Source organism: Candidatus Pelagibacter sp. HTCC7211 (assembly GCF_000155895.1).
Lineage (GTDB): Bacteria > Pseudomonadota > Alphaproteobacteria > Pelagibacterales > Pelagibacteraceae > Pelagibacter.
In genome coordinates, this window is record NZ_DS995298.1 from 1,186,327 (window position 1) to 1,210,167 (window position 23,841).

At 31.5% G+C, this 23,841-nt stretch carries 22 protein-coding genes; 7 read left to right on the plus strand and 15 right to left on the minus strand.

All coding sequences use genetic code 11. From position 1 onward, the window contains the following. Window positions 1-33: 33 nt before the first annotated feature. The 5 genes from PB7211_RS06415 to PB7211_RS06435 all read left to right on the plus strand — a co-directional run bounded on the left by PB7211_RS06415 (window position 34) and on the right by PB7211_RS06435 (window position 2,807). On the plus strand, window positions 34-240 hold the full coding sequence (locus tag PB7211_RS06415) for a cold-shock protein (RefSeq protein ID WP_008545539.1): 207 nt from the start codon (window positions 34-36) through the stop codon (window positions 238-240). Between the two features lie 133 nt (window positions 241-373). Continuing rightward, window positions 374-721, plus strand: coding sequence for a cupin domain-containing protein (locus PB7211_RS06420; protein WP_008545208.1), 348 nt, complete (start codon window positions 374-376; stop codon window positions 719-721). A 20-nt stretch (window positions 722-741) separates the two neighbouring features. After that, on the plus strand, window positions 742-1,488 hold the full coding sequence (locus tag PB7211_RS06425; protein ID WP_008545796.1) for an aspartate/glutamate racemase family protein: 747 nt from the start codon (window positions 742-744) through the stop codon (window positions 1,486-1,488). Window positions 1,489-1,491: 3 nt separating this feature from the next. After that, on the plus strand, window positions 1,492-1,932 hold the full coding sequence (locus PB7211_RS06430; RefSeq protein WP_008545507.1) for a hypothetical protein: 441 nt from the start codon (window positions 1,492-1,494) through the stop codon (window positions 1,930-1,932). A 26-nt stretch (window positions 1,933-1,958) separates the two neighbouring features. Continuing rightward, window positions 1,959-2,807 (plus strand): DMT family transporter, encoded by an 849-nt coding sequence (locus PB7211_RS06435; RefSeq protein ID WP_008545308.1) that lies wholly within the window; start codon window positions 1,959-1,961, stop codon window positions 2,805-2,807. Window positions 2,808-2,820: 13 nt separating this feature from the next. On the opposite strand, the gene PB7211_RS06440 is transcribed toward PB7211_RS06435, so the two are convergent. Genes PB7211_RS06440 through PB7211_RS06455 form a run of 4 tightly spaced genes read right to left on the minus strand, consistent with a single transcriptional unit; the run spans window position 2,821 to window position 7,927 of the window. Next, complete coding sequence (locus PB7211_RS06440; RefSeq protein ID WP_008545273.1) at window positions 2,821-3,408, minus strand: sarcosine oxidase; 588 nt, start codon at window positions 3,406-3,408, stop codon at window positions 2,821-2,823. After that, the gene (locus PB7211_RS06445) at window positions 3,405-6,401 is read right to left on the minus strand and encodes a sarcosine oxidase subunit alpha family protein (protein ID WP_008545676.1); all 2,997 of its coding nucleotides are present in this window, start codon (window positions 6,399-6,401) and stop codon (window positions 3,405-3,407) included. The genes PB7211_RS06440 and PB7211_RS06445 overlap by 4 nt, the downstream gene beginning before the upstream one ends. Continuing rightward, window positions 6,398-6,670 (minus strand): sarcosine oxidase subunit delta, encoded by a 273-nt coding sequence (locus PB7211_RS06450; RefSeq protein ID WP_029454419.1) that lies wholly within the window; start codon window positions 6,668-6,670, stop codon window positions 6,398-6,400. The genes PB7211_RS06445 and PB7211_RS06450 overlap by 4 nt, the downstream gene beginning before the upstream one ends. Next, a complete protein-coding gene (locus PB7211_RS06455) occupies window positions 6,671-7,927 on the minus strand; it encodes a sarcosine oxidase subunit beta family protein (RefSeq protein WP_008546121.1) in 1,257 nt (418 codons plus the stop codon). Between the two features lie 127 nt (window positions 7,928-8,054). On the opposite strand from PB7211_RS06455, the gene PB7211_RS06460 reads away from it, so the two are divergent. Continuing rightward, the gene (locus PB7211_RS06460; RefSeq protein WP_008544433.1) at window positions 8,055-9,740 is read left to right on the plus strand and encodes a formate--tetrahydrofolate ligase; all 1,686 of its coding nucleotides are present in this window, start codon (window positions 8,055-8,057) and stop codon (window positions 9,738-9,740) included. A gap of 4 nt (window positions 9,741-9,744) precedes the next feature. Here PB7211_RS06460 and PB7211_RS06465 read toward each other — a convergent pair whose 3' ends face one another. Then, window positions 9,745-10,527 carry a glutamine amidotransferase-related protein gene (locus PB7211_RS06465; RefSeq protein WP_008545196.1) on the minus strand — a complete coding sequence of 261 codons (783 nt, stop codon included), beginning with the start codon at window positions 10,525-10,527 and terminating at the stop codon, window positions 9,745-9,747. Next, window positions 10,527-11,684, minus strand: coding sequence for an iron-containing alcohol dehydrogenase (locus PB7211_RS06470; protein WP_029455422.1), 1,158 nt, complete (start codon window positions 11,682-11,684; stop codon window positions 10,527-10,529). The genes PB7211_RS06465 and PB7211_RS06470 overlap by 1 nt, the downstream gene beginning before the upstream one ends. A 77-nt stretch (window positions 11,685-11,761) precedes the next feature. On the opposite strand from PB7211_RS06470, the gene PB7211_RS06475 reads away from it, so the two are divergent. Beyond that, window positions 11,762-13,096, plus strand: a complete 1,335-nt coding sequence (locus PB7211_RS06475; RefSeq protein ID WP_008544347.1) for an NAD(P)-binding domain-containing protein — start codon at window positions 11,762-11,764, stop codon at window positions 13,094-13,096. Between the two features lie 2 nt (window positions 13,097-13,098). On the opposite strand, the gene PB7211_RS06480 is transcribed toward PB7211_RS06475, so the two are convergent. The 9 genes from PB7211_RS06480 to PB7211_RS06520 form a co-directional block, all read right to left on the minus strand. Continuing rightward, on the minus strand, window positions 13,099-14,127 hold the full coding sequence (locus tag PB7211_RS06480) for a glycerol-3-phosphate dehydrogenase (RefSeq protein ID WP_008544385.1): 1,029 nt from the start codon (window positions 14,125-14,127) through the stop codon (window positions 13,099-13,101). Window positions 14,128-14,130: 3 nt separating this feature from the next. Next, window positions 14,131-14,397, minus strand: coding sequence for a DUF2160 domain-containing protein (locus PB7211_RS06485; protein WP_034399260.1), 267 nt, complete (start codon window positions 14,395-14,397; stop codon window positions 14,131-14,133). 86 nt (window positions 14,398-14,483) lie between these two features. Next, window positions 14,484-15,284: a carbohydrate ABC transporter permease gene (locus tag PB7211_RS06490; protein WP_029454412.1), complete on the minus strand. Its 801-nt coding sequence runs from the start codon at window positions 15,282-15,284 to the stop codon at window positions 14,484-14,486. After that, entirely contained in the window at window positions 15,281-16,147 is an 867-nt protein-coding gene (locus PB7211_RS06495) for a carbohydrate ABC transporter permease (protein ID WP_008544707.1), read from the minus strand. The genes PB7211_RS06490 and PB7211_RS06495 overlap by 4 nt, the downstream gene beginning before the upstream one ends. Next, a complete protein-coding gene (locus PB7211_RS06500; RefSeq protein ID WP_008545337.1) occupies window positions 16,147-17,211 on the minus strand; it encodes an ABC transporter ATP-binding protein in 1,065 nt (354 codons plus the stop codon). The genes PB7211_RS06495 and PB7211_RS06500 overlap by 1 nt, the downstream gene beginning before the upstream one ends. After that, window positions 17,204-18,268 carry an ABC transporter ATP-binding protein gene (locus PB7211_RS06505; protein WP_008544888.1) on the minus strand — a complete coding sequence of 355 codons (1,065 nt, stop codon included), beginning with the start codon at window positions 18,266-18,268 and terminating at the stop codon, window positions 17,204-17,206. The genes PB7211_RS06500 and PB7211_RS06505 overlap by 8 nt, the downstream gene beginning before the upstream one ends. Window positions 18,269-18,355: 87 nt before the next feature. Continuing rightward, the gene (locus PB7211_RS06510) at window positions 18,356-20,083 is read right to left on the minus strand and encodes an ABC transporter substrate-binding protein (protein WP_008545353.1); all 1,728 of its coding nucleotides are present in this window, start codon (window positions 20,081-20,083) and stop codon (window positions 18,356-18,358) included. Window positions 20,084-20,200: 117 nt separating this feature from the next. Continuing rightward, window positions 20,201-21,679 (minus strand): glycerol kinase GlpK, encoded by a 1,479-nt coding sequence (gene glpK, locus PB7211_RS06515; RefSeq protein ID WP_008545570.1) that lies wholly within the window; start codon window positions 21,677-21,679, stop codon window positions 20,201-20,203. A gap of 8 nt (window positions 21,680-21,687) precedes the next feature. Further along, window positions 21,688-23,841, minus strand: a complete 2,154-nt coding sequence (locus tag PB7211_RS06520) for an ABC transporter permease (RefSeq protein WP_008544222.1) — start codon at window positions 23,839-23,841, stop codon at window positions 21,688-21,690.

The following is a 23,841-nucleotide window of genomic DNA, read 5'->3' on the forward strand; positions in this document are numbered from 1 at the left end:
TAAATTAATACAACGAAAAGTAAGAAGATAAATATGAGTCTACAAGGAAAAGTAAAATGGTTCAATCCAACCAAAGGTTTTGGTTTTATTGAAAGAGAAGATAAAGAAAAAGATGTGTTTGTACATGTTTCAGCAGTAAGAGATGCTGGTATGAACGGTTTAGATGAGGGTCAAGCTTTGACTTTCGATGTTGAAGATGGTCCAAAAGGTCCTTCAGCAGTTAACTTAAAAACTGCATAATTTCACACTTCCTATTGGCTGAAATATAAAATTATTATCTATTAAATTAGATATTTATTTCAGCCAATACATAAAAATAATTTTAACACAATTCCCAATTACAATTATTAATAGTACAATGTGTATTATTAATATGAGCAAAAGATTTATAAATAATTTAAATAACTTAGATTTTAAACCATTTGATAATTACGGTGAACCAGTCAAAGGTATGAGTTGGCATAAAATTAGTTATGATAAAAAAAATGGTGGATTTGGAACTTACATTTTAAAAATGGAACCTGGTGCAAGAAGTTTGCCACATCAGCATCAAGGATTTGAGGAATTTTATATGATAGATGGAGAATTAGAGGATGCTGACGGTAAAATTTTTAAGAAAGGTGATTTTGTAACTTTTGAACCTGGATCTACTCATAATTCGTTTACTAAAAATGGTTGCCTACTTATAGTTTTTATGAGAGGTATAAATAAACCAATCTAATAATAAATTACAAAATAGATATGATCGGAATTTTAGGTGGAATGGGTACTCAAGCAGGTCTTGATTTTTGCAATAAACTAGCGATTTTAAATAGAGGAAAGATAGATCAAGAATACCCATTATTTCTGCTTTACAATAAATCAAACATTCCAGGAAGACCAGAGTCTATTGGCATTCAAACTAGAAGTTTATCAAATAAATCTACAAACAAAGTCAGTAAAATTAAATACAATAAAGTTTTAAAAAGTTTACTTCGTGGATGTAAACTTTTAGAAAAAAATAAATGTAAATTTATTGTTATACCTTGTAACACAGCACATTATTGGTTTGATGATTTGCAAAAAAAAGTAAATATCTCAATTATTAATATGCCTAAAGAGGTTTTCAAATTCACAAAACAGAATTGTAAAAAAAATTCTAAAATTGGGCTATTGGCAACTGAAGGAACTTTAAATACTGGTGTGTACCATAATTTTTTTAATAAAAATTATGATTTAGTCCAACCTTCACAAACACTTCAAAAAAAATCAGTAAATAAAGCAATTAAACTTGTTAAGATGGGGAACGTAAAAGCTGCAGCAAAAGCTATAAAACCAGCAATAAATTCTCTTTTAAAGATGAAATGTAAAAAGATAATATTAGGATGCACTGAACTTCCAATTGCAATTTTTGCATTTAAATCTTTTGAAAATGTAAAATCTTCTAAAATCTTTTTAGATCCAAATTTGATCCTTGCAAATTCTGCGATGCATAAACATAGTAGATAATTTATGCAAAAAAATACTGATAAACCATACGTTCTAAGAGTTGCAGAAATGATATATTTAAAAATTGTAGATATTAAAAAACAAAATTCTCAAATTAATAATATTCAAGCTTTTGAAATATTTATGACTACAAAAGATTTTGATTTCATTAGCTCTGGTGAATATCATGATCAATGGTTTGCAGAATTAAAAGAGAATAATTTTATTGACAAAATTACTAAAAAAAAAATTAACGATGAAACAATTAAACTTTTAGAATTACAAAAAGATTCTATGGTTAAATTTTTAATGAAAATACCAAAATTATATTACACAAAAAGTCACTTCCCATTAGAAATTTCACAAAGAGCTTTTGATCATCTATGGAGAGTTTGTGAAAGTTATGAAATGTGGTGTAAAGAAACCAAACAAGAAAAATTAATTACCTTAAATATCTTAGATTAATTTGATAAGATTTATTTAATTTTAAAATGGTTAGAATTTTTCCATTCATATTTATATTGTTGTGGTCATCAGCATTTATTACTACTAAGCCAATAATTGATAATAGTGATCCATTTTCAGCTCTAGCTTTTAGATTTTCAATGGTAGCAATCGGTTTTTTCTTATTTTCAGTCTACACAAAACAAAAATTATTAGTTAACAAAAAAAATTTTATTGAGTCATTTTTTAGTGGAGTTCTTTTTCATGGCCTTTACTTAGGTGGAGTTTTTTATTCAATTTCAAAAGGAATGCCGACAGGAATTGCTGCATTGATAGTCACACTTCAACCAATCCTTACCAACGCATTAAGTGGACCAATTTTAAATGAAAAAGTAACAATGAAACAATGGGTTGGAGTTTTATTAGGATTTATAGGAGCAATTTTGGTTTTAGGTTTGGATATAGGGTCAAAGATTCCAATAACTGGTTTAGTTGCTACTATCATAGCTTTATTAGCAATTACTTCTTCAACAATTTGGCAAAAAAAGATTAGTAATAACTTACCTCTTTCAGTAAGCAATATGTATCAAGCTATAGGTGGTTTTTCCTTTCATCTATTAGTAGTGATATTTTTTGCAAAACCATATATCGATTTTTCACAAACTTTTATAATTGCAATGAGCCATCAGATATTTCTGGTATCATTTGGTGCTTTTACTATTTTGATGTATCTAATTAAAAATAATTCAGCAAGCAAAACAGTTTCTATATTTTTCTTAATTCCAGCCACATCTGCCTTTATGGCTTGGTTATTTTTAAATGAAAATTTAACTAATTTAGATCTACTAGGTTTTTTAATAACGACAATTGGAGTTTATATTGCGACCAGAGATTAAAATATTTTATTACTTATAAAGATTTATAGCCAAATTCCAAAGAAGCATCTGTGATAGAATGATAAAAAGACTCTCCAAAACTTCGAAATGTAAATAATCTTAACTTATTAGGTTTATCATCTAACATATCAACCGTAAATGCTATTCCGTTATAGGTAGAGTTTATTGAATTATTTTTTTCTAAAGTATTAAAATTAAAAGGACATCCTTTCTTTAAAACTTCTATGGCTTCTTCTCCTTCTAATTCAATTATAGCTCTTGAATGGGATAAATCTGTTATAGCAAAATCAGTGTCTTTAAATGTCTCTAGAACTATTTTTAGTAAATCTTTTTTAGTAGATATTAAAAACCAATTTTTTGGGCCATTCCATAAAATTCTTGTTTCGCTGTTATTTGTTACATTTAATGGTTCATTTTTAAAATTCAAACCATCAACATTAATGCTTTCAACAGAAATTGAAGAATTTTTATACTGAACTATTTGAACAATTAATAAATCTTTTATCTCCGATATTTGTAAAAGTTCGTTATCATTTTTATTTTCATGGTCTCCAAACTGACCAACTGAATGAACATTTGCTAAAGCTGATATCGTGCTCATGATCTTACTCTCTCCCCTTTTGGATCAACATAATGCGAAGACACTATTTCAACTGGTATTATTTTATTTTTAAGTGGAGACATGACATACAGTTTTTCCCCAATCATATTTTTTCCATTTTTAAGAATAGCTAGTGAAAATGGATTATCATATTCAACACTCCAGCATGATGCTGAAATATAACCTAATTTAGGATTTGGCAGTGGTGCTTTAGAATCTTTAACTAAATGAGATCCTTCTGGAATACTCGTTTTTTTATCTAGAGGAACAACGCCTACAACTTTTTGTCTATCTTCTGCTGTAAATGCTTCTCTTGTTAAAGATCTTTTGCCTATAAAATCTTTCTTTTTGCTTAATAATCCTTCAAGAGAATTATCATAAGGTATTGTTCTTCCGTCAAGTTCTGAACCAGCAACGTGTCCCATTTCAATTCTTAATGTAGATAACGCTTCTGTTCCATAAGGTTGAATTTTAAATTCTTCCCCAATTTCCATAATTTTTTCCCACATAAAGTTTCCATAATCAGACTCAACGTTCACTTCATATGCGAGTTCACCAGAAAATGAAATTCTAAAAATTCTAGCTTTTACTCCAAATAAGTCTCCTTCCATGTAACCCATAAAAGGTAATCCTTCATTGGATACATCTGAATTAGGAAATAAATTCTGTAATAAATCTCTAGATTTAGGTCCAGCAATTGCAGCACCAGCCCACTGTTCTGTGCTTGAAACTACATTCACATTTAAATCTGGCCATACTAGTTGTAAATAATATTCTAAGTGAGAAAGTACATTTGCTGCTTGAGCAGTAGTAGTTGTCATATGGTAATGATTTTCTGAAATCCTTGTAGTCGTACCATCATCCATAACAATTCCATCCTCTCTTAACATAACGCCGTATCTTGCCTTACCTACTGGCAATTTTAACCACGCATTTGTATAAACTCTATTCAGCAACTCTGCTGCATCTGGTCCTTTGATATCTATTTTACCTAGCGTGGTTACATCACAAACTCCCACATTTGTTCTTACATTTTTAGCTTCTCTTTTAGATCCTTCAAATAAAGTTTCATTTCCTTGTTTATAATATCTAGGTCTTAACCACACACCTGCATCAACAAAAACAGCATTATTTTTTTCATGCCAATAGTGCATTGGTGACTTTCTGGTTGGCTTAGTGTGTTTTCCAACTTCTCTTCCAACAATTGCTCCAATAGAAACGGGTGTATATGGAGGTCTAAAAGTTGTGTGTCCAACTGCTGGAACAACTTTATTCTCTATCTTAGACACTAATTGTAAACCATTAAGATTACTTGTTTTACCTTGGTCTGTTGCCATACCAAGGGTAGTGTATCTTTTGACGTGTTCAATTGATCGATACCCTTCTCTAAGAGCAATTTCTATATCTGAAACAGCAACATCATTTTGAAAATCTAAAAATCTTTTATAATTTTTTCCTTTTGGTAAAGGAACGCACCAAAATTTATCGTGAACTGTTGATTTCTTTTCAACCACATTTGGAAAAGATACTTTATTATCATTATTGGTAATTTTTTTTGACAACTCATTTCCAGCTTCAAATGAACTTTTTAATGTTTCATCTAAAGTATAGATACCGTTAGCAGCACCTAATGTTTTTTCGTTTTGTTTAGATTCTCCTGGAATAAATGCATCAATTTCTTCTTTAAATTGAGTTTTATTTCCTGATTGAGAGGCTAAATGAATAGTAGGAGTCCAAAAACCGGAAACACAAATGCAGTCACATTTAATATTTTCGATTGTGCCAAGCTGTTCTTTATCATCTGAAATTTTAGCAATATCAGCAGATTTAACTTTTTTATAGCCTTGTGCTGCAACTACAACATAAGAAAATTTAATATTTATTCCTAAGTTTTTTGCTTCATCTATAATTTCTGAATGGGGATCTTTTCTAGTATCTAAAATTATTGGATCTACACCATTTTTTTTAAATTCAATTGCAGTCTCATAACCACTGTCATTATTAGTAAAAACTAATGGTTTTTTTCCAACAAGTACTCCATAGACTTTAAGATATTCTTTTGCTGCTGATGAAAGCATAACACCCGGTGTATCATTGTTTCCAAATACTAATGGTCTTTCTATTGAACCTGAGGAGATTAAAACTTCTTTTGCTCTTATGTACCAAAGCCTTTGTTTAGGATGAAATTTTTTTGTTGATGGTAAGTGATCACTAATTCTCTCTGACATTACCAGCATATTATGATCATAATAACCAAATACTTGTGATCTATTTTTTACAGTTACATTTGGCATTTCTTTTAACTCAGAAATAATTCCATCAGCCCACTCTTTACCTGTTTGATTTCCAATATTTACATCGCTAGTTAGCAAAGTTCCTCCAAATCTAGATTTATCTTCTGCTAAAATTACTCTTGCTCCATTTTTAGCAGCAGCATAAGCACTTGCTAATCCAGATGGTCCTGATCCTGCAATTAATAAGTCACAATATTCATATTTGTGTTCGTATCTTTCCTTGTCATGTTTTGTAGATGCAACACCTAAACCTGCGGCTTTTCTGATAAACGGTTCGTAAACTTTATACCAAAAGCTTTTGGGCCACATAAATGTTTTGTAATAAAATCCTGCTGGTAGAAATATTTTTAAAAAATTATTTATTGCCCCAACGTCAAAATTAACACTCGGCCAACAATTTACACTTTTAGCTTCAAGACCTTCAAAAAGCTCTTGTTCTGTTGCCTTAATATTTGGTTCAGTCTCACCATTTCTATATAATTGAACAATTGCATAAGGTTCATCAACTCCTGCTCCAAAAAATCCTCTTGGTCTATGATATTTAAAACTTCTACCAACTAAATGAACTCCATTAGCTATTAACGCTGAAGCTAAAGTGTCTCCTTCATATCCATAATAAGTTACACTATTAAATTTAAATGAAAGTTTCCTGTCTCTATTAATAAGACCAACATCATTTAATCTAAAGCTTTGTGTCATAAAGAAATTTCCTCATTAGCTTTTAATGTCCTAAAAATTTCATGAGTGGCTGTATCTCTTTCAACTTTTATCCACTGTCTGCATCCTGATATATGTTGCCATAATTCCCAATGTTTTCCTCTCAAGCTTTTTCTATTATAAACAAAGTTATCCCAGTCTTGATCTGATATTTCTTTATTTAAATCCGGTCTTTTTACACTTGCATCACCTCCATAAGAAAACTCATTTTGTGATCTCATTCCGCAATGTGGGCACTTAATATAAAGCATTTATGAAATCCAAGTTTTTGTGCCAAGACCTTTTTCATCCAATAGATGACCTGTATTAAATCGATTAAGGCTATAACCAGAATTTAATTCATGAACTCTATCTTGCGCAATAGTATGTGCAAATGTCCAACCTGATGCTGGAGTAGCTTTAAAACCACCATAACACCAACCACAATTTAAATATAATCCTTCAATATGAGTTTTATCAATGATTGGTGAACCATCCATTGACATATCCATAATTCCACCCCAAGTTCTAAGCATTTTTAATTTGCTTAAAAAAGGCATCATCGCAATTCCTTCTGTTAGTACATGTTGCAAGGTCGGTAAATTTCCTCTTTGAGCATAACTATTATAACCATCCAAATCACCACCCATTACCATTTCACCTTTATCTGATTGACTTATATAAAAATGCCCTGCACCAAATGTAACAACACCATCTAAAACTGGTTTTACTGGTTCTGAAACACACGCTTGTAAAAGATGTGTTTCAATTGGTAATGTCATATTTAATTTTTCAGCTAAAATATTAGTGCTACCAGCAACACATAAACCAATTTTTTTTGCTTTGATATCACCTCGAGATGTTCTAACTCCATTTATTTTTCCACCCGACACATCAAAACCAATTACTTCACAATTTTGAATAATATCAACTCCCATTGAATCTGCTTGTCGAGCATATCCCCATGCAACAGCATCGTGTCTTGCTGTTCCTGCGCTTGGTTGCATTAATCCACCAAAGATTGGGAAGCGAACGTTTTCTGAAAAGTCTGCCATTGGAATAATTTCTCTCACCTGTTCTCTATTTAGTAGAACTGCATCAATGCCATTTAATCTCATAGAATTACCTCTTCTTGCATAAACATTCATTTGAGCATCTGAATGTGCAAGATTGATAATTCCTCTTGGTGAAAACATTACATTGTAATTTAAATCCTGACTCATCTTTCGCCATAGATCCATTCCAAACTCACTAAACAATGCATTATCGTCGTGCATATAGTTTGATCTTATAATGGTAGTATTTCTTCCTACATTTCCACCGCCAATCCAACCTTTTTCTATAATTGCTACATTTGTGATATTATGTTCCTTAGCTAGATAATACGCTGTAGCTAAACCATGGCCTCCACCACCAATAATAACGACATCATACTCTTTTTTTGGAGTTGGATCTTTCCAAGCTAAATCCCAATTTTGATGATTAGAGAATGCATTTTTAACCAAATTAAAAATAGAATATTTTTGCATAACTGAATTTTATATAAAAGAATATAAATAGTTCTTATTTTTTTTATATATAATTTTTAGAAGTTTCCAAAGATGTTAAAAAAGGATAAGAATCCTCAAGAAAAATTTATAACGCATAGGATTTAAAATGAGCGATGTGAAGTCAGATATTCAAATAGCAAGAGAAGCTAAAATGCAACCAATTAAAGACATTTTGGCTAAGATTAATGTGCCAGACCAAAGTGAAACATTCAGTCCTATGGGTCGACATATCGCAAAAATTAATTTGGAATACCTAGATACTTTAAAAAATAAACCAGATGGTAAATTAATTTTAGTCACTGCAATTACACCTACTCCTGCTGGAGAAGGTAAAACTACCACATCAGTTGGATTAAGCGACGGTCTTAATAAAATTGGCAAAAAGTCAATTGTTTGTTTAAGAGAACCAAGTCTTGGTCCATCTTTTGGAATGAAAGGTGGTGCAGCTGGTGGTGGTTATGCTCAAGTTGTTCCAATGGAACAAATCAATTTACATTTTACAGGTGACTTTCATGCAATTACTTCGGCGCATAATTTACTTTCAGCTCTCATAGATAATCATATCTATTGGGGTAATAAACTTAACATAGATATTAGAAGAGTTGTCTGGAAAAGAGTTATGGATATGAATGATAGATCATTAAGATCTATTGTTGTTGATTTAGGTGGTGTTGCAAATGGTTACCCTAGACAAGATGGTTTTGACATAACTGTTGCCTCAGAAATTATGGCTATATTTTGCTTAGCTACAGATTTACAAGATTTAGAAAAAAGAATCGGAAATATTACAATTGCATACACTAGAGATAAAAAAGCTATTTATGCAAAAGATTTAAATGCTCAAGGTCCAATGACCGTGCTTTTAAAAGAAGCGATTAGGCCGAATGTCACGCAAACTTTAGAAAACAATCCAGCTATTATTCATGGTGGACCATTTGCTAATATAGCTCATGGATGCAACTCAGTTATAGCAACGAAAGCTGGTTTAAAATTATCAGATTATGTTGTAACTGAAGCAGGTTTTGGTGCTGATCTTGGTGCAGAAAAGTTTTTGGATATAAAATGTAGAAAATCTGGAATTAAACCAGATTGTGTAGTTATTGTTGCAACTATAAGAGCACTTAAAATGCATGGAGGAGTTGCAAAAGATGATTTAAAAAAAGAAGATGTAGAAGCATTAAAAAAAGGATTAATTAATTTAGAAAGACACATTAATAATACAAGAAAATTTGGACTCCCAGTTACCATTGCTGTAAATCATTTTATTACTGATACAGATAATGAAATGAATGCACTGCTTGATTTTTGTAAAACTCAAGGAGTAAAAGCTTCAAAATGTACACACTGGTCTAACGGTGGAGAAGGAACAAAAGAACTAGCAAATAATGTAGCCGAAATCTGTGAGGAAAATAAAAATACTTTTAAATACTTATATGAAGACAAATTATCATTGTTTAAAAAAATAGAAAAAATCGCTCAAGAAATTTATCACGCAAGTGATGTAGTTGCTGATACTAAAGTTAGACAACAATTAAAAGATTTTGAAGAGAAAGGTTATGGCAACCTTCCAGTATGTATTGCTAAAACTCAATACAGCTTTTCAACAGATCCAAATTTAAAAGGAGCGCCAACTGGTCATGTTTTGCCAGTTAGAGAAGTAAGATTATCATCTGGTGCTGAATTTATTGTTGTTGTCTGTGGAGAAATAATGACAATGCCAGGGTTACCAAGAGTACCAGCGGCAGATTCAATTAAGTTAAATAAAGATGGAGAGATAGAAGGTTTATTTTAAAAAATTAAGCTATCAAATCTAACCAATTTTTTAACTCCCTCATTCTAGACTCTTTTTTGGTAATTTTATCCTCATTTTCAATCATTGTTATATGAGACTCTAAATCTTTTTCATCTAAAAATGACTTGTTTTCAAGAAGTCTTTTTCTTCTAAATTTTATTAAGGTAATCATTTTTTCGTAAGTGATTTCAGGGTGATATTGTATACCCCAAATTTTACTAAACTCTGTCTCAAAATTTAAAGCCATTACATTATTCACTTTATTCGATGATAGTAAAATTGCATTCTTTGGTAATGTCACCACTTCATCATAATTAAAAGCTGGAGTATTAAAAATTTTATCTTTATCTTTGTATATTGGGTGATTTAATCCATCTTGATTAATCACTATACCATGAGCTATTCCTCTATGAGCTCCGTTTTTACCTCTATTAACAACTCCACCTGCAGCTGTCACAGCAACTTGCATTCCCCAACAAATTGCAAGAATATTTTTAATTCTTTTTTGACATTCTTTCATAAATTCAATTTGTTTTCTAATCTCTTTAGTATCACTGTAAATATTAAGGCTACTACCACCCCAAATTAGACCTTCATACTTATTTAAGTCTTTAACTTTATCAAAAATATCTTTATCTGAAGATGGATTTACCGAGTCAATTTCAAGATTATTTGTATAATAGCTTATGCTTTCTTTAAGACTCTCGGTATGGGTTTTAATTCCATTTTCAGTAAATTCTTGATTTGCTTCTTTTAAATTGCCTTCAACAAGTAAAATTTTTTTCATTAAAATAATTCTCCAGTAATACTGTGTTGATATAAAGTTTTCATGTCAGCTACAGTTAATTTCTTTGGATTGCTATATGTTGAAGGGTCATCACATGCCATTTTTGACAATTTATCTAAATCAATTTTTTCTTTTTCAACTATTTCTGAAAGTGTATGAGGAATGTTAAATTCTTTTCTAAGATCCAAAATCCATTGAAGAAATTTATCAAAAGATTTTTCTAAACCTAAATAATCACACGCAGATACAATTTTTTCAGAAATTTCTGTTCTATTAAAAGTTAAAACATATGGCATAAATATAGCATTTGATAAACCATGATGAACATTAAATTGTGCATTTACAGGATGACTTAAAGAATGAATTGCGCCCAACCCTTTTTGAAAAGCTGTAGAACCCATACTGGCTGCTGTTAACATTTCTAATCTAGCATTAATATTTTTTCCATTCTTAACAGCTTCTATTAAAGAATTTTTTACTAATCTCATGCCCTCTAAAGCAATTCCGTCTGCCATAGGATGAAACCCGGGTGCACAAAATGCTTCTAAGTTATGAGCTAAAGCATCCATTCCCGTTGCAGCAGTAATTCTTGGTGGGAGATCTAAAGTCAATATTGGATCAAGTATCACTATTGCGGGCATAAACTTAGGGTGAAATATTATTTTTTTAACGCCGGTTTCCTCATTAATTATTGCTGAAGCTCTTCCGGTTTCTGATCCTGTTCCAGCAGTTGTAGGTATTGCTATAATTGAAGAAATCTTACTTTCTTCTGCTCTTTTCCAATAGTCTCCAACATCCTCAAAATCCCATATAGGCCTTTTTTGTCCACACATAAATGCAATAGCTTTGCCAACATCTAAGGCACTTCCTCCACCAAAAGCTATAACACCGTCACAAGAATTATTATTATAAATCTTTACTCCCTCAGTAATATTTTTGCCTGTTGGATTTCCTGTAAAATCAGAAAAAATATCTAATTTACTAAAACTATTTTTAAGATTTGTAATAATTTCTACAGTCATGGGTAAAGACACGAGATCTTTATCAGTTACAAATAATGGATTTAAAATATTAAGTTCTTTACAAGCCAAAGATAAATCATCAATTCTATTTTCCCCTATCCACACTGTAGTGGGATAATTCCAGTTGACACTCATAACAAAATATAATTTTATTTTTTTAAAAATTATTAGTAAGATATATTTATAAATTTATTAATGATAGGAAAAATTCTATGTCAAAAGTAGCAATCATCGGCGCTGGTCCATGTGGACTTTCAATTTTAAGAGCATTTGAACATTTAGAAAAAAAAGGAGAAAAAATTCCTGAAATAGTTTGCTTTGAAAAACAAGAAAGTTGGGGTGGTTTGTGGAATTACAACTGGAGAACTGGTTCAGATCAATATGGAGATCCTGTTCCTAACAGTATGTATAGATACTTGTGGTCTAATGGACCTAAAGAATGTTTAGAGTTTGCTGATTATTCTTTTGACCAACATTTTGGGAAGTCGATTCCATCCTTTCCTCCAAGAGAGGTCCTTCAAGATTATATTTTAGGAAGAGTCAGTAAAGGAAATATAAAAAATAAGATTAAATTTAATACCAGAGTAATAAATACTGTTTATAGAAATGATAAGTTTGAAATTAACTACCAAGATAAAGTTAATGATAAAACTTTAAGTGATACATTTGATTATTTGGTAGTTTCTACGGGCCATTTTTCTGTACCTTTTATTCCTGAATATGAGGGGATGAGTTCTTTTCCAGGAAGAATAATGCATTCCCATGATTTTAGAGATGCAGAAGAGTTCAGAGGAAAAAATGTTATTGTTTTAGGAAGTAGTTATTCAGCTGAAGACGTCGCTCTACAATGCAATAAATATGGAGCGAAAAGTGTAACAATTGGTTACAGACATAATCCAATGGGTTTTAAGTGGCCAAAAGGCATGAAAGAAGTTCATTATTTAGACAAGTTGGATGGGAAAAAAGCCATATTTAAAGATGGAACAGAGCAAGATGCTGATGTAGTTATTTTATGCACTGGATATCTGCATCATTTCCCATTTTTAGATGAAAGCTTAAAATTAAAAACACACAACAGATTGTATCCACCAAAACTTTATAAAGGTGTTGTGTGGCAAGATAATCATAAACTTTTATACTTAGGTATGCAGGATCAATTTCACACATTTAATATGTTTGATTGTCAAGCATGGTTCGCAAGAGATGTAATTATGGATAAAATTAAAATGCCTAGTGATGATGAAATAGATAAAGATATTAATAAATGGGTTTCAATGGAAGAAAAATTAGAAAACCCAGATCAAATGATTGATTTTCAAACAGAATATACCAAAGAACTTCATAATATATCTGATTATCCTAAAATTGATTTTGAATTAATCAGAAAACATTTTAAAGAATGGGAACATCATAAGGTAGAAGATATTCTAACTTATAGAAATAAATCGTTTTCATCTCCTGTAACTGGATCAGTTGCGCCAGTACATCATACACCTTGGGAGAAAGCGATGGATGACTCAATGAAAACGTTTTTAAATAAAAGATGATTTTACCAGTGAATTTCTAGTTTCTGGTTACTGCAGATACATTTGATTACACTAAAAAGAAGAGGAAATTCCTTTTCATTAAATTCTTTTAAAACTTTTGGTCCTATTTCGAGAGCTAAATCAGCACCTTCTACGGTAATATCTTTCATAAATTTATCTTTAGCTTCTTTAAATAAATGACCTTGCCCTAAATAGTATCCCATTTTACTATTTCTGCCTCCAGCTGAACTAACATATAAATCTCCTAAACCAGCTAAACCATAAGCCGACTCTTCTTTACCATTTAATTTTCTGGTTAAAGATTTCATCTCAGCAACTGCTTTATAGGCTAAAGATGCAGCTGTATTCAGAAAATATTTTTTCTTTAATTCGTTATCGAGCGATTTACTGCTTAAGCCTTCTGAAGCACCTATTAACATAGAGTATATATTTTTTGTTGCTGCACACACTTCCACTCCTACTAAATCATCTGAAAACTCTGTGGAATAATAATCTGTTGAAATTATTGATCCTATATTTTTTACAACGTTGATATTTTCATTTGCTAATACAACGCTGCTATTTATTCTATTTGCTAACCCGTTGGCTAAACAGGGTCCCGCTACAGCAGAAATTTTAGCATCAGCAATTCCTTTTTCTTTTAAAATGTTATCTAGTTTTTCTGCTAAAGTTTCAAATTTATTTTCAATTAAAGCTAAGCCTTTTGTTAATAGGAGAATATCAACTGATGGTTTATAAAATTTAGAGATTTCATTCCCTATCCATTCAATTCCTTTTGAGCTAACTCCAACAACCAAGAGATCAATATTATTTTTAATTTCATCATTAAATTCTGAAAATTTTAAAACATTTATATTTTTTGGTAACTGACTTTTTAAAATAGGATGAAAATTGTTTAAATTTTTAATTTCATCAATAACTTTATCTTCAAGAAATGAACCTACTAAAAAGACTTCATTTGAATTATCTGCACATGGAACAGAAAAAGCAGATCCCATTGCACCAGCACCAATAATTACAACTTTTTTCATAAATTATACGTATCTAAAGACAAATATTGCAAAAATAGTAGATAAAAATGTAGCAATCCAAAGATTCAAATCTGTGAGACCAAGCCAAGCTAAATGGATAAATGCTGCACTTAACAACGATACAAAAAGTCTATCTCCTCTAGTAGTGTTCAGAGTAAGTATTCCTTTTCTAGGGTTGCCGCCCGGATCCTTTTTTTCCCAGAAATACATAGTTGTGATGCAAAGAGCTATAAAAATAAAAAAACTTGCTGTAGGCCAAGTCCACGCCATCCATGTTATAAAATCAAAATCAAAAAGACCTTTTTCTTTTGGTTGTCCAACCGTAGACCAGCTAGATGCATGTAGTTTTGTAAAAATCATACTCTCCCCATTGCAAATCCCTTGGCAATGTAATTTCTTACAAAGTAAATTACTACTGCACCAGGTAAAATAGTTAAGCTTCCAGCTGCTGCTAATAAACCAAGTTCATAACCTGATGTACTTGAGGTTCTTGTCATTATAGCTGCGATTGGTTTAGCAATTGTAGCAGTAAGAGTTTTTGCTAACAATAATTCAACCCATGAAAACATAAAACAGAAAAACATAGTGATACCTATTCCAGCAGCTATTGTTGGAATAAAAATCTTAAAGAAAAATTTAGGAAAAGAATAACCATCAACATATGCAGTTTCATCTAATTCTTTAGGAACAGCAGACATAAATCCTTCTAATATCCAAACAGCAAGAGGGATATTAAAAAGACAATGAGATAGAGCAATGGCTATATGAGTATCAAATAAATTTACTGATGAATAAAATTGAAAGAAAGGTAAAGCAAAAACAGCTGGTGGAGCCATTCTGTTTGTTAAAAGCCAGAAAAATAAATGTTTATCACCTAAGAATTTATATCTTGAAAAAGCATAAGCAGCAGGAAGCGCTGCAGATACAGAGATTATGGTATTAAATACTGTATACATAATTGAATTTACATAGCCCATGTACCAAGTGCTATCTGTAAATATCGTTTTATAATTATCTAATGTGAAATCTTGTGGCCACAATGAATAAACATTTATAATTTCAGTAGTTGATTTAAATGACATGTTTAGTAACCAATAAATAGGTAACATTAAAAAAATTATGTAGAATGTTGGTACCACCCATTTTATTTTTTTCATGTTCTTCCCTCATTTTTCATCATTAAGCTATAAAAAACCCAACATATTAAAAGTACAATTAAAAAATAAATAAGTGACATAGCAGCTGCAGGTCCAAGATCAAATTGACCTAAGGCCATTTTTACTAAATCTAATGATAAAAAATTTGTTGCATTGCCAGGGCCACCTCCTGTTAAAACAAAAGGTTCAGTGTAAATCATAAAGCTATCCATAAACCTTAAAAGTATAGCTAAAGTTAAAACTTTTTTCATTTTTGGCAGTTCGATATATCTAAAAATATCCCATCTACTAGCACCATCTATTTCTGCAGCCTGATAGTAAGCTGGCTGAATTGAGTTTAAACCTGCATAAGACAAAAGAACAACTAAAGAGGTCCAATGCCAAACATCCATAAGAATAGTTGTAAACCAAGCATCTCCACTCTGTTGTGTAAAATTATAATCAAAACCAAGTGAATTTAAAGAATTCCCAAGAAAACCTATGTCTGGAAGAGCAAATATATTCCACATAGCTCCTACTACATTCCAAGGTATTAATAGTGGCATTGACATTAAAATTAAACAAACAGGAACCCCCCAACCTTTTTTAGGCATAGTTAAAGCAATAGCTATTCCTAGAGGCAACTGAATTAAAAGAATTATAAAAGTAAATATAAATTGTCTTCCTAAAGATGCATGAAATCTTTCGGAATGTAAAATTTGTTTGAACCATCTTGTTCCTTCCCATGCAAAAACGTTACTTCCAAAAGTTTCTTGGAAGGAATAGTTAACAACAGTCATTAATGGCACCACAGCATTAAATGCAACAAGTACAAATACAGGAATAACAAAGAACCAGGCTTTTTGATTATATGTTTTGTTCATTATTCAATTATCCAATCGTCTCCATATACATAAGTATATTTTTGTTCAAAAGTTATATATGCACTGTCACTTGGTATTTCAGTAGAAGCATTGGCTAAAATTTTAATACTTCCGCTACTACACTCAGTATCAATTACTTTATGTCGGCCTGTATCACTAACTCTTTTAATCTTTACCTTAATTCCATTATCGGAAAAATTAATAAATTCAGGTCTAATACCTAATTGCGTTTTACTAAAATTTTTTTGTTTAATGCTGGTACTGTTAGGTATTATCTTTCCTTCAAAATTAATTTGACCATTTTCAATTTCACAAGGTAGAATATTCATACCTGGAGAGCCGATAAAATGTCCTACAAAAGTATGTTTTGGTTTTTCAAATAATTCTACAGGAGTGCCTGTTTGAACAATTTGCCCTTCATGCATTACTACTACTTCGTCTGCAAAAGTTAACGCTTCAATTTGATCATGGGTAACATAAATCATAGTTCGATTAATTTTTTGGTGTAATTCTTTTAACTTTGATCTTAAAACCCATTTTAGATGAGGATCAATAACTGTTAGAGGTTCATCAAACATAATTACATTCACATCTGATCTTACTAATCCTCTTCCTAAAGAAATTTTTTGTTTTCCATCTGCTGTTAATCCAGCAGCTTTATTATTCAGAGTTGATGTTAGTTCCAACATTTCTCCAATTTCTTTTACTTTTGTGTCAATTTCTGTTTTAGAAAGACCTCTATTTTTAAGTGGAAAAGCTAAATTTTCATAAACTGTCATTGTGTCGTAAATAACTGGAAATTGAAATATTTGAGCAATATCTCTCTCAACTGGGTTTAAAGCCGTAACATCCTTATCATCAAATAAAATCTCACCTTCGGTTGGTTTTAGTAGACCTGAGATAATGTTTAATAATGTTGTCTTCCCACAGCCAGAAGGACCCAATAATGCATAAGCTCCTCCGTCTTTCCAATCAATATTAACTCCTCTTAATGCCCAATCTGCATCGTTACTTTGTTTTGATAAATAACTGTGACTCAAATCTTTTAAAGTAATTTTAGCCATTGGTTACCAATCTGTTATTTGTATCAAAATACAAAAATTCATCCACATTCATAAATAATTTTGTATTTTCACCGATATTTTTCTGTTGCACACCATTTGATAATGAAACCCAATTAAGTTTTCCATTAGTAAAATGAATTAAGCTTTCTGAGCCACTTAATTCAGAAATCAAAACTTTTCCATTAATTTCAACTGAATTATTTCCTTCTTTGTATGTGGTTATATTGTGCGGTCTTATGCCTATTTTATAGTCTCCATCTTTGATCTTTATATTTGACTTCCATTGGACATTATAATCCTTTAATTTGAACATCTCCCCACTTTTGCTTATCTCAGCAATGTTCATTGGAGGATCACTAAATACTTTGGCTGAAATTAAATTTTCAGGTTTATTATAAACATTTAAAGTTTCTCCATACTGAATAACACGTCCTTCTAATAATGTTGCTGTGTTTCCACCTATCATTAATGCATCTAAAGGTTCTGTTGTTGCATATACAACAATACAATCTCTATCTTCAAAAAGTTTAGGTAATTCTTCTCTTAGTTCTTCACGAAGCTTAAAATCTAAATTAGCTAATGGTTCATCAAGTAATATTAAATCTGAATTTTTTACTAGCGCTCTAGCTAAAGCAGTTCTCTGCTGCTGTCCTCCAGATAATTCATCAGGTTTTTTATTTAGCATAGCTGATAATTTTAAGAGCTCAGCAACTTTTCCCACTCTTTCTTTAATTTCGTCAGGTTTCACACCAGTAATTTTTAACGGAGAAGCAATATTTTCAAAAACTGTAAAATTAGGATAATTAATAAATTGTTGGTAGACCATAGAGCAATTTCTTTTTTGAACTTCTTTTCCAGTAACATTTTCATCATCAAACCAAATTTCACCTGATGTAGGCTTGTCTAGACCAGCCATAATTTGCATAAGTGTTGTTTTGCCCGCAAGTGTGGAGCCTAATAAAACATTAATAGTGTTTTTTTCTAATTTTAGATTAGTTGGATATATATGAGTTTCTATTCCTACTTTTTTTTCAACATTTTTTAGTTCTAAACTCATATTTGTAAATTAATTATTATTTGTAATTTAGTTTTAAAAAAAGGGGGCAATAAATGCCCCCATTTTTAAATTTAGATTAACCTTAGGTTACTTCCAAGCGTCTTTGTATGCTATAGTTTTACCTTGAGGTTTCTCATTAACTTTGGCTTTTGGTGAACCTGGCTGATTTAACCAATAAGAAGTTTCTTTTGGTTTATTAAGTCTTGGTCCACATCCACCGTACGCGTTACTAGCTTTGTCAGCAGCTTCCATACGAGACATAACTAAGTCCATCTCATCTGCAAGACGATCCATAGTTTGTTGTGGTGTAAATGTACCAGAGTTAACCTCTCCGATATGCTGCCACCATAATTGTGCTAGCTTCGGATAATCTGGAACATTGATACCTGTTGGAGACCACACATTTCTATTGTCTGATCTATAGAACTCAATAAGTCCACCTAATTCAGGAGCTCTCTTAGTGAAGTGTTTGTGATTTACAGTACTTTTTCTTACGAAAGTTAAACCAACATCAGCTTTTTTAAGAGATACAGTTTTTGAAACTGCAAATTGAGCGTACAACCATGCAGCTTTTCTTCTCTCAACATCAGTAGACTTAAACAAAGTCCATGATCCAACGTCTTGATATCCAAGCTTCATACCTTCTTCCCAATAAGGTCCTTTAGGTGACGGGCCCATTCTCCATAAAGGCATACCCTCTGCATCAACTACTTTATTATTAGGATTTTTTCCTACTAAAGAAGCTGTGAAAGCTGTATACCAGAAAATTTGCTGAGCAACATTTCCTGAAGAAAGAGATGGTAAAGACTGATAAAAGTCCATAGCCGCTGCTCCTGGAGGTGCATAAGCTCTTAACCATTCATCCCATTTTCTAATTGCGTATACTGCAGCAGGGCCATTAGTAGCTCCACCTCTTGATACGTTAGCGCCAACTGGGTTACAAGAACCTTTTTCCATTCTAATTCCCCATTCGTCTACAGGCACTCCATTAGGTAGACCTTGACTTCCTGCACCAGCCATTGATAACCATGCATCAGTCATTCTCCAACCTAAGTCAGGAGCTCTTTTACCGTAATCCATATGACCATAAATATTAACACCATCTATCGTCTTCACATCTTCTGAAAAGAATTTAGCAATATCTTCATAAGCAGACCAGTTTAATGGTACACCTAATTCATAACCATATTTAGCTTTAAATTGTTTTTTGATTTCAGGTCTATCAAACCAATCTTTTCTGAACCAATAAAGGTTAGCAAATTGTTGGTCTGGTAGTTGGTAAAGATTTCCATCTGGACCTGTAGTAAATTGAAGCCCTATGAAGTCATCTAAATCCAACATTGGATTAGTAACTGCTTTACCTTCACCTTTCATCCAGTCAGTTAAATTTACAGCTTGTTGCATACGTGCGTGCGTACCAATTAAGTCTGAGTCATTTACATAGGCATCGTAAATACTTACGTTAGTTTGCATTTGTGTTTGAACAGCCATTACTACATCACCCTCTCCTATGATTTGGTGTTGTACTTTAATGCCAGTTATATCTTCAAACGCCTTTGTAAGAGTTTTAGACTCGTACACGTGAGTTGGTATACCTTCTGATACTACTTTTAAAGTCATTCCTCTGAATGGCTTAGCAGCTTCATGAAACCACTTTAGCTCTTTCTCTCTATCTTTAGCAGATAAAGCAGACAAACTAAACTCACCGTTAGACCATTTCTTAATTGCAGCCATATGACCATCTGCAAATGCACTAGAAATAGTTACGATTGAAAAAACAACAACTGCAAAAATATTTTGTAATGTTTTAATCATTAATCTCTCCCATATTTTAGTTAGTGTTTATTTTGATTAATTAAGTTAACTAAATTGAAGAGTGGAAGTCAAAAAAAAACTGAGACTATAAACAGTTTACAATCAATGATTGAATATTTAAGATAATGTTTTTTTAATTGCTCTGTTCCAACCTTGGATAAGATTTTTTCTAACTGAGCTATCAATTTTTGGACTAAAACCTTTGTCCACTTTCCAATTTTTAGCAATATCATCCAATGATTTGTAAACTCCGATTTGCAGACCTGCCATAAATGCTGCGCCCAATGCAGTTGTTTCGTTTACTTTGGGTCTTAAAACACTGGTGTTTATCGTGTCTGCTAAAAATTGAGAAAACCAATTGTTTCCAACCATCCCTCCATCAACTTTAATTAATTTAGGTTTTAATCCATCATTTTTCATTGCTTCAAATAAATCATAGGTTTGATAAGCGACAGACTCAATTGTTGCTCTTATAATTTCTTTTGGTCCCGTGTCTCTTGTTAAGCCTGTTAAAATACCTCTAGCGTTAACATTCCAATAAGGGGCTCCTAAACCTGTAAAAGCAGGAACTAAATAAATACCGTTGTTAGTATCTAATTGTTTAGTAATTTTTTCAGTGTCTGAAGCTTTTTTTATAAATTTTAATTTATCTCTTAACCATTGGACACCTGCTCCTGCAATAAATATAGAGCCTTCTAAAGCATAAGTCGTTTTACCATTTATTCTATAACCTATGGTCGTTAATAATCTATTTTTAGAGTAAACTTTTTTAGATCCAGTATTTAAAAGCACAAAAGCTCCAGTTCCATAAGTGCTCTTTACAGAACCTGTTTCAAAACAACATTGACCAATAGCAGCTGATTGTTGATCTCCAACCATTCCTGTAATTGGATAAGAAGAGCCAGTAATTGAAGGATCTGTATAACCAAAATCAGCAGCACAATCTTTAACCGTTGGTAATATTTCTTTAGGTATATTTAAAATTTTTAATATTTGATCATCCCATTTATTTGTAGAAATATTAAATAACATTGTCCTACTAGCATTAGTTGCGTCTGTTGCATGATCCACACCTTTTGTTAACTTCCACAATAAAAAACTATCAACAGTTCCAAACAATAATCTCTTTTTTTTAATTAAATCTCTAGCCTTAGGTACATTGTCAATTATCCACTTAATTTTAGTTGCTGAAAAATATGCATCAATTAATAGACCTGTCTTATTATAAATAATTGTTTCTTTTTTTAGTTTAATTAATTTTTTACAATACTCAGAGGATCTTCTATCTTGCCAAACAATTGCATTATAAACTGACTTTCCAGTTTTTTTATCCCACAAAATAGTTGTTTCTCTTTGATTTGTAATTCCGATAGTTAGTACTTTTCCTTTAAGCTTTTTACTTTTTTTAATAACTTCTTTTAAAACTTTTAAAGTAGTTTTCCATATTTCTTCTGGATCGTGCTCTACCCAACCATCTCTAGGAAAATATTGTGTAAATTCTAGCTGTGAAGTAAAAATAGGTTTTCCTTTTAAATCAAATAATATTGCTCTGCTAGAAGTAGTGCCCTGATCAATAGAAATTATAAATTTCTTCATTTTTGTGATTAGTTTATGCCTAAATGTTTTTTTCTTTGGTCAACCCAAGTTCTAATAAGATTATCAAATATTAAACCAATAAAGGCGACACAAATACCTAATGTTAAACCTATTCCAGCACCATTTTTATCCGAGAGTGCTTTTAAAATGTATTGTCCTAAATCTTCTGTACCAATAAAAGCTCCAATAATGACCATAAATAGTGCAAAAACTATCGTTTGGTTTAGGCCAAGCATCATATGTGGAAAAGCTAAAGGAAATTCTATTTTAGTTAATCTTTGAAATTTATTTACACCTGACATTGTCGCAGCTTCATGTAAGCCAATTGGAACACTTCTTAGACCTTCAATAGTATATCTCGTTGCAGGAATTGTTGCATAAACTATTACTGCAATTAAAACTGATGTATCGGTTATTCCAAAAAGCATCATTACTGGAATTAAATACACAAATGATGGGAAAGTTTGAAATATATCACAAACACCAAGCATAAAAGCTGCTGATTTTTTATTTTGAAAGCATAAAGTTCCAACAGAAAATCCAATTAAACAAGAAATCACCACTCCAAAAGTTGCCATGTAAAAAGTTACCAAAGCCCTATCCCACCACGGACTTAAAGCTATAAATAATGTTAATCCACAAACAACTAGAGCAGATCGAATTCCACCTATAATATAACCAGCGCCGACAACTAAAACTAATGTAGCTACAGCAGGCATTCTTAAATATAAAGCTCTCATCGGCTGAAGTACATCTTGAATTAACCATGTATTGAATGCTTTAATATACACGAAGAAAGTATCAAAAATCCAATCAACTCCCTTATTCCAAAAATCTGCTGTTGATATTCCTTTGTTATGGGGAATTTCAAACAAGTAATTAAAACTACCTTTGAAAATAAAAGTCCCAACATATGCAAGAATTATTCCAATTACAAATGAAGCTACAAAAAATATTACATTTTTATTTCTTTGAAAAAATGTCAGATTACCAAAATAATCTGTTTGTTTATTTGCCCAAGCTAAAGACATTTTATCAAGAAGAATTGCAATTAAACTGATACACAATCCTGCTTCTAATGCTAATCCAATATTAAGTTGGTTCAGTGCTAATAATAAATTAAATCCTAAACCTTTGGCACCAATAAATGCAGATATTACTGCCATTGAAAAACAAACCATAATAACTTGATTAACTCCAATTAAAATGTCTCGTCTTGCTGTAGGGATTAATACTTTGACCATTAACTGCCAATTGGTACAACCGCTCATTCTTCCTGCTTCAATAACTTCAGGGGGTATGGCTCTTAAACCTAAAATCGTAAGAAGTATCATTGGTGGAACAGCAACAACCATTGTAATAATTACAGCAGCATGATCACCTACTCCAAAAAGTACAAGTGCAGGAACTAGTACGGCATATTGAGGCATAGTTTGCATAACTAATAGAATTGGGTACAAAGCTTTTTCAACACGTTTACTTTTATATGCTGCTATGCCTAAACCTAATCCAAAAATAAACGAGAGTGGAGCGGCAACCAATATAAAAGATAGCGTTTGCATCGAAGGCTTCCATTGACCAAATAATGAAATATAAATCATCGTTAAACCTGCAAATAAAGCTAGGCCTCTTCCACTTAATTTATAAGAAAGTATAGTTGCTCCTGCTGCAACTATAGTCCACGGTAAACCTGGTAACTCCAACCAAGGATAAGCATCTATAAAATCCCAGCTAGTAAATGCAACTATGGTCTCCAATCCACCCAATAAAATCTCTCTAATTAATTCAATTAAAAAAGTCATAAATGAGGTTAAATTCCTACTTATTTGTAATAATAATGGCCGAGTTTTAAACTCCTGAGTATCTTCATTCCAAAACTCCATTAGCATCCACTCATTCATTAAAAAAAATAAAGAATCGTTTATCCAAATAGGCAACCATCCAAGTAATGGAGGCAATCTCCAAAATACATCAAAGGCATAATACCTAACTTCTTTACCTAAGAAAAAATATACACTTTGATTTGGATCTTTAACAAATTCTGCTTGGCCTCTTATAAATTTATAAGTTTCGGGAACATCTATTGAAAAACATAAACCAAAAAATACAGCCAACAAAAATAACCATTGAAATAATTTTGGATATTTTTTTAAATATTCCAT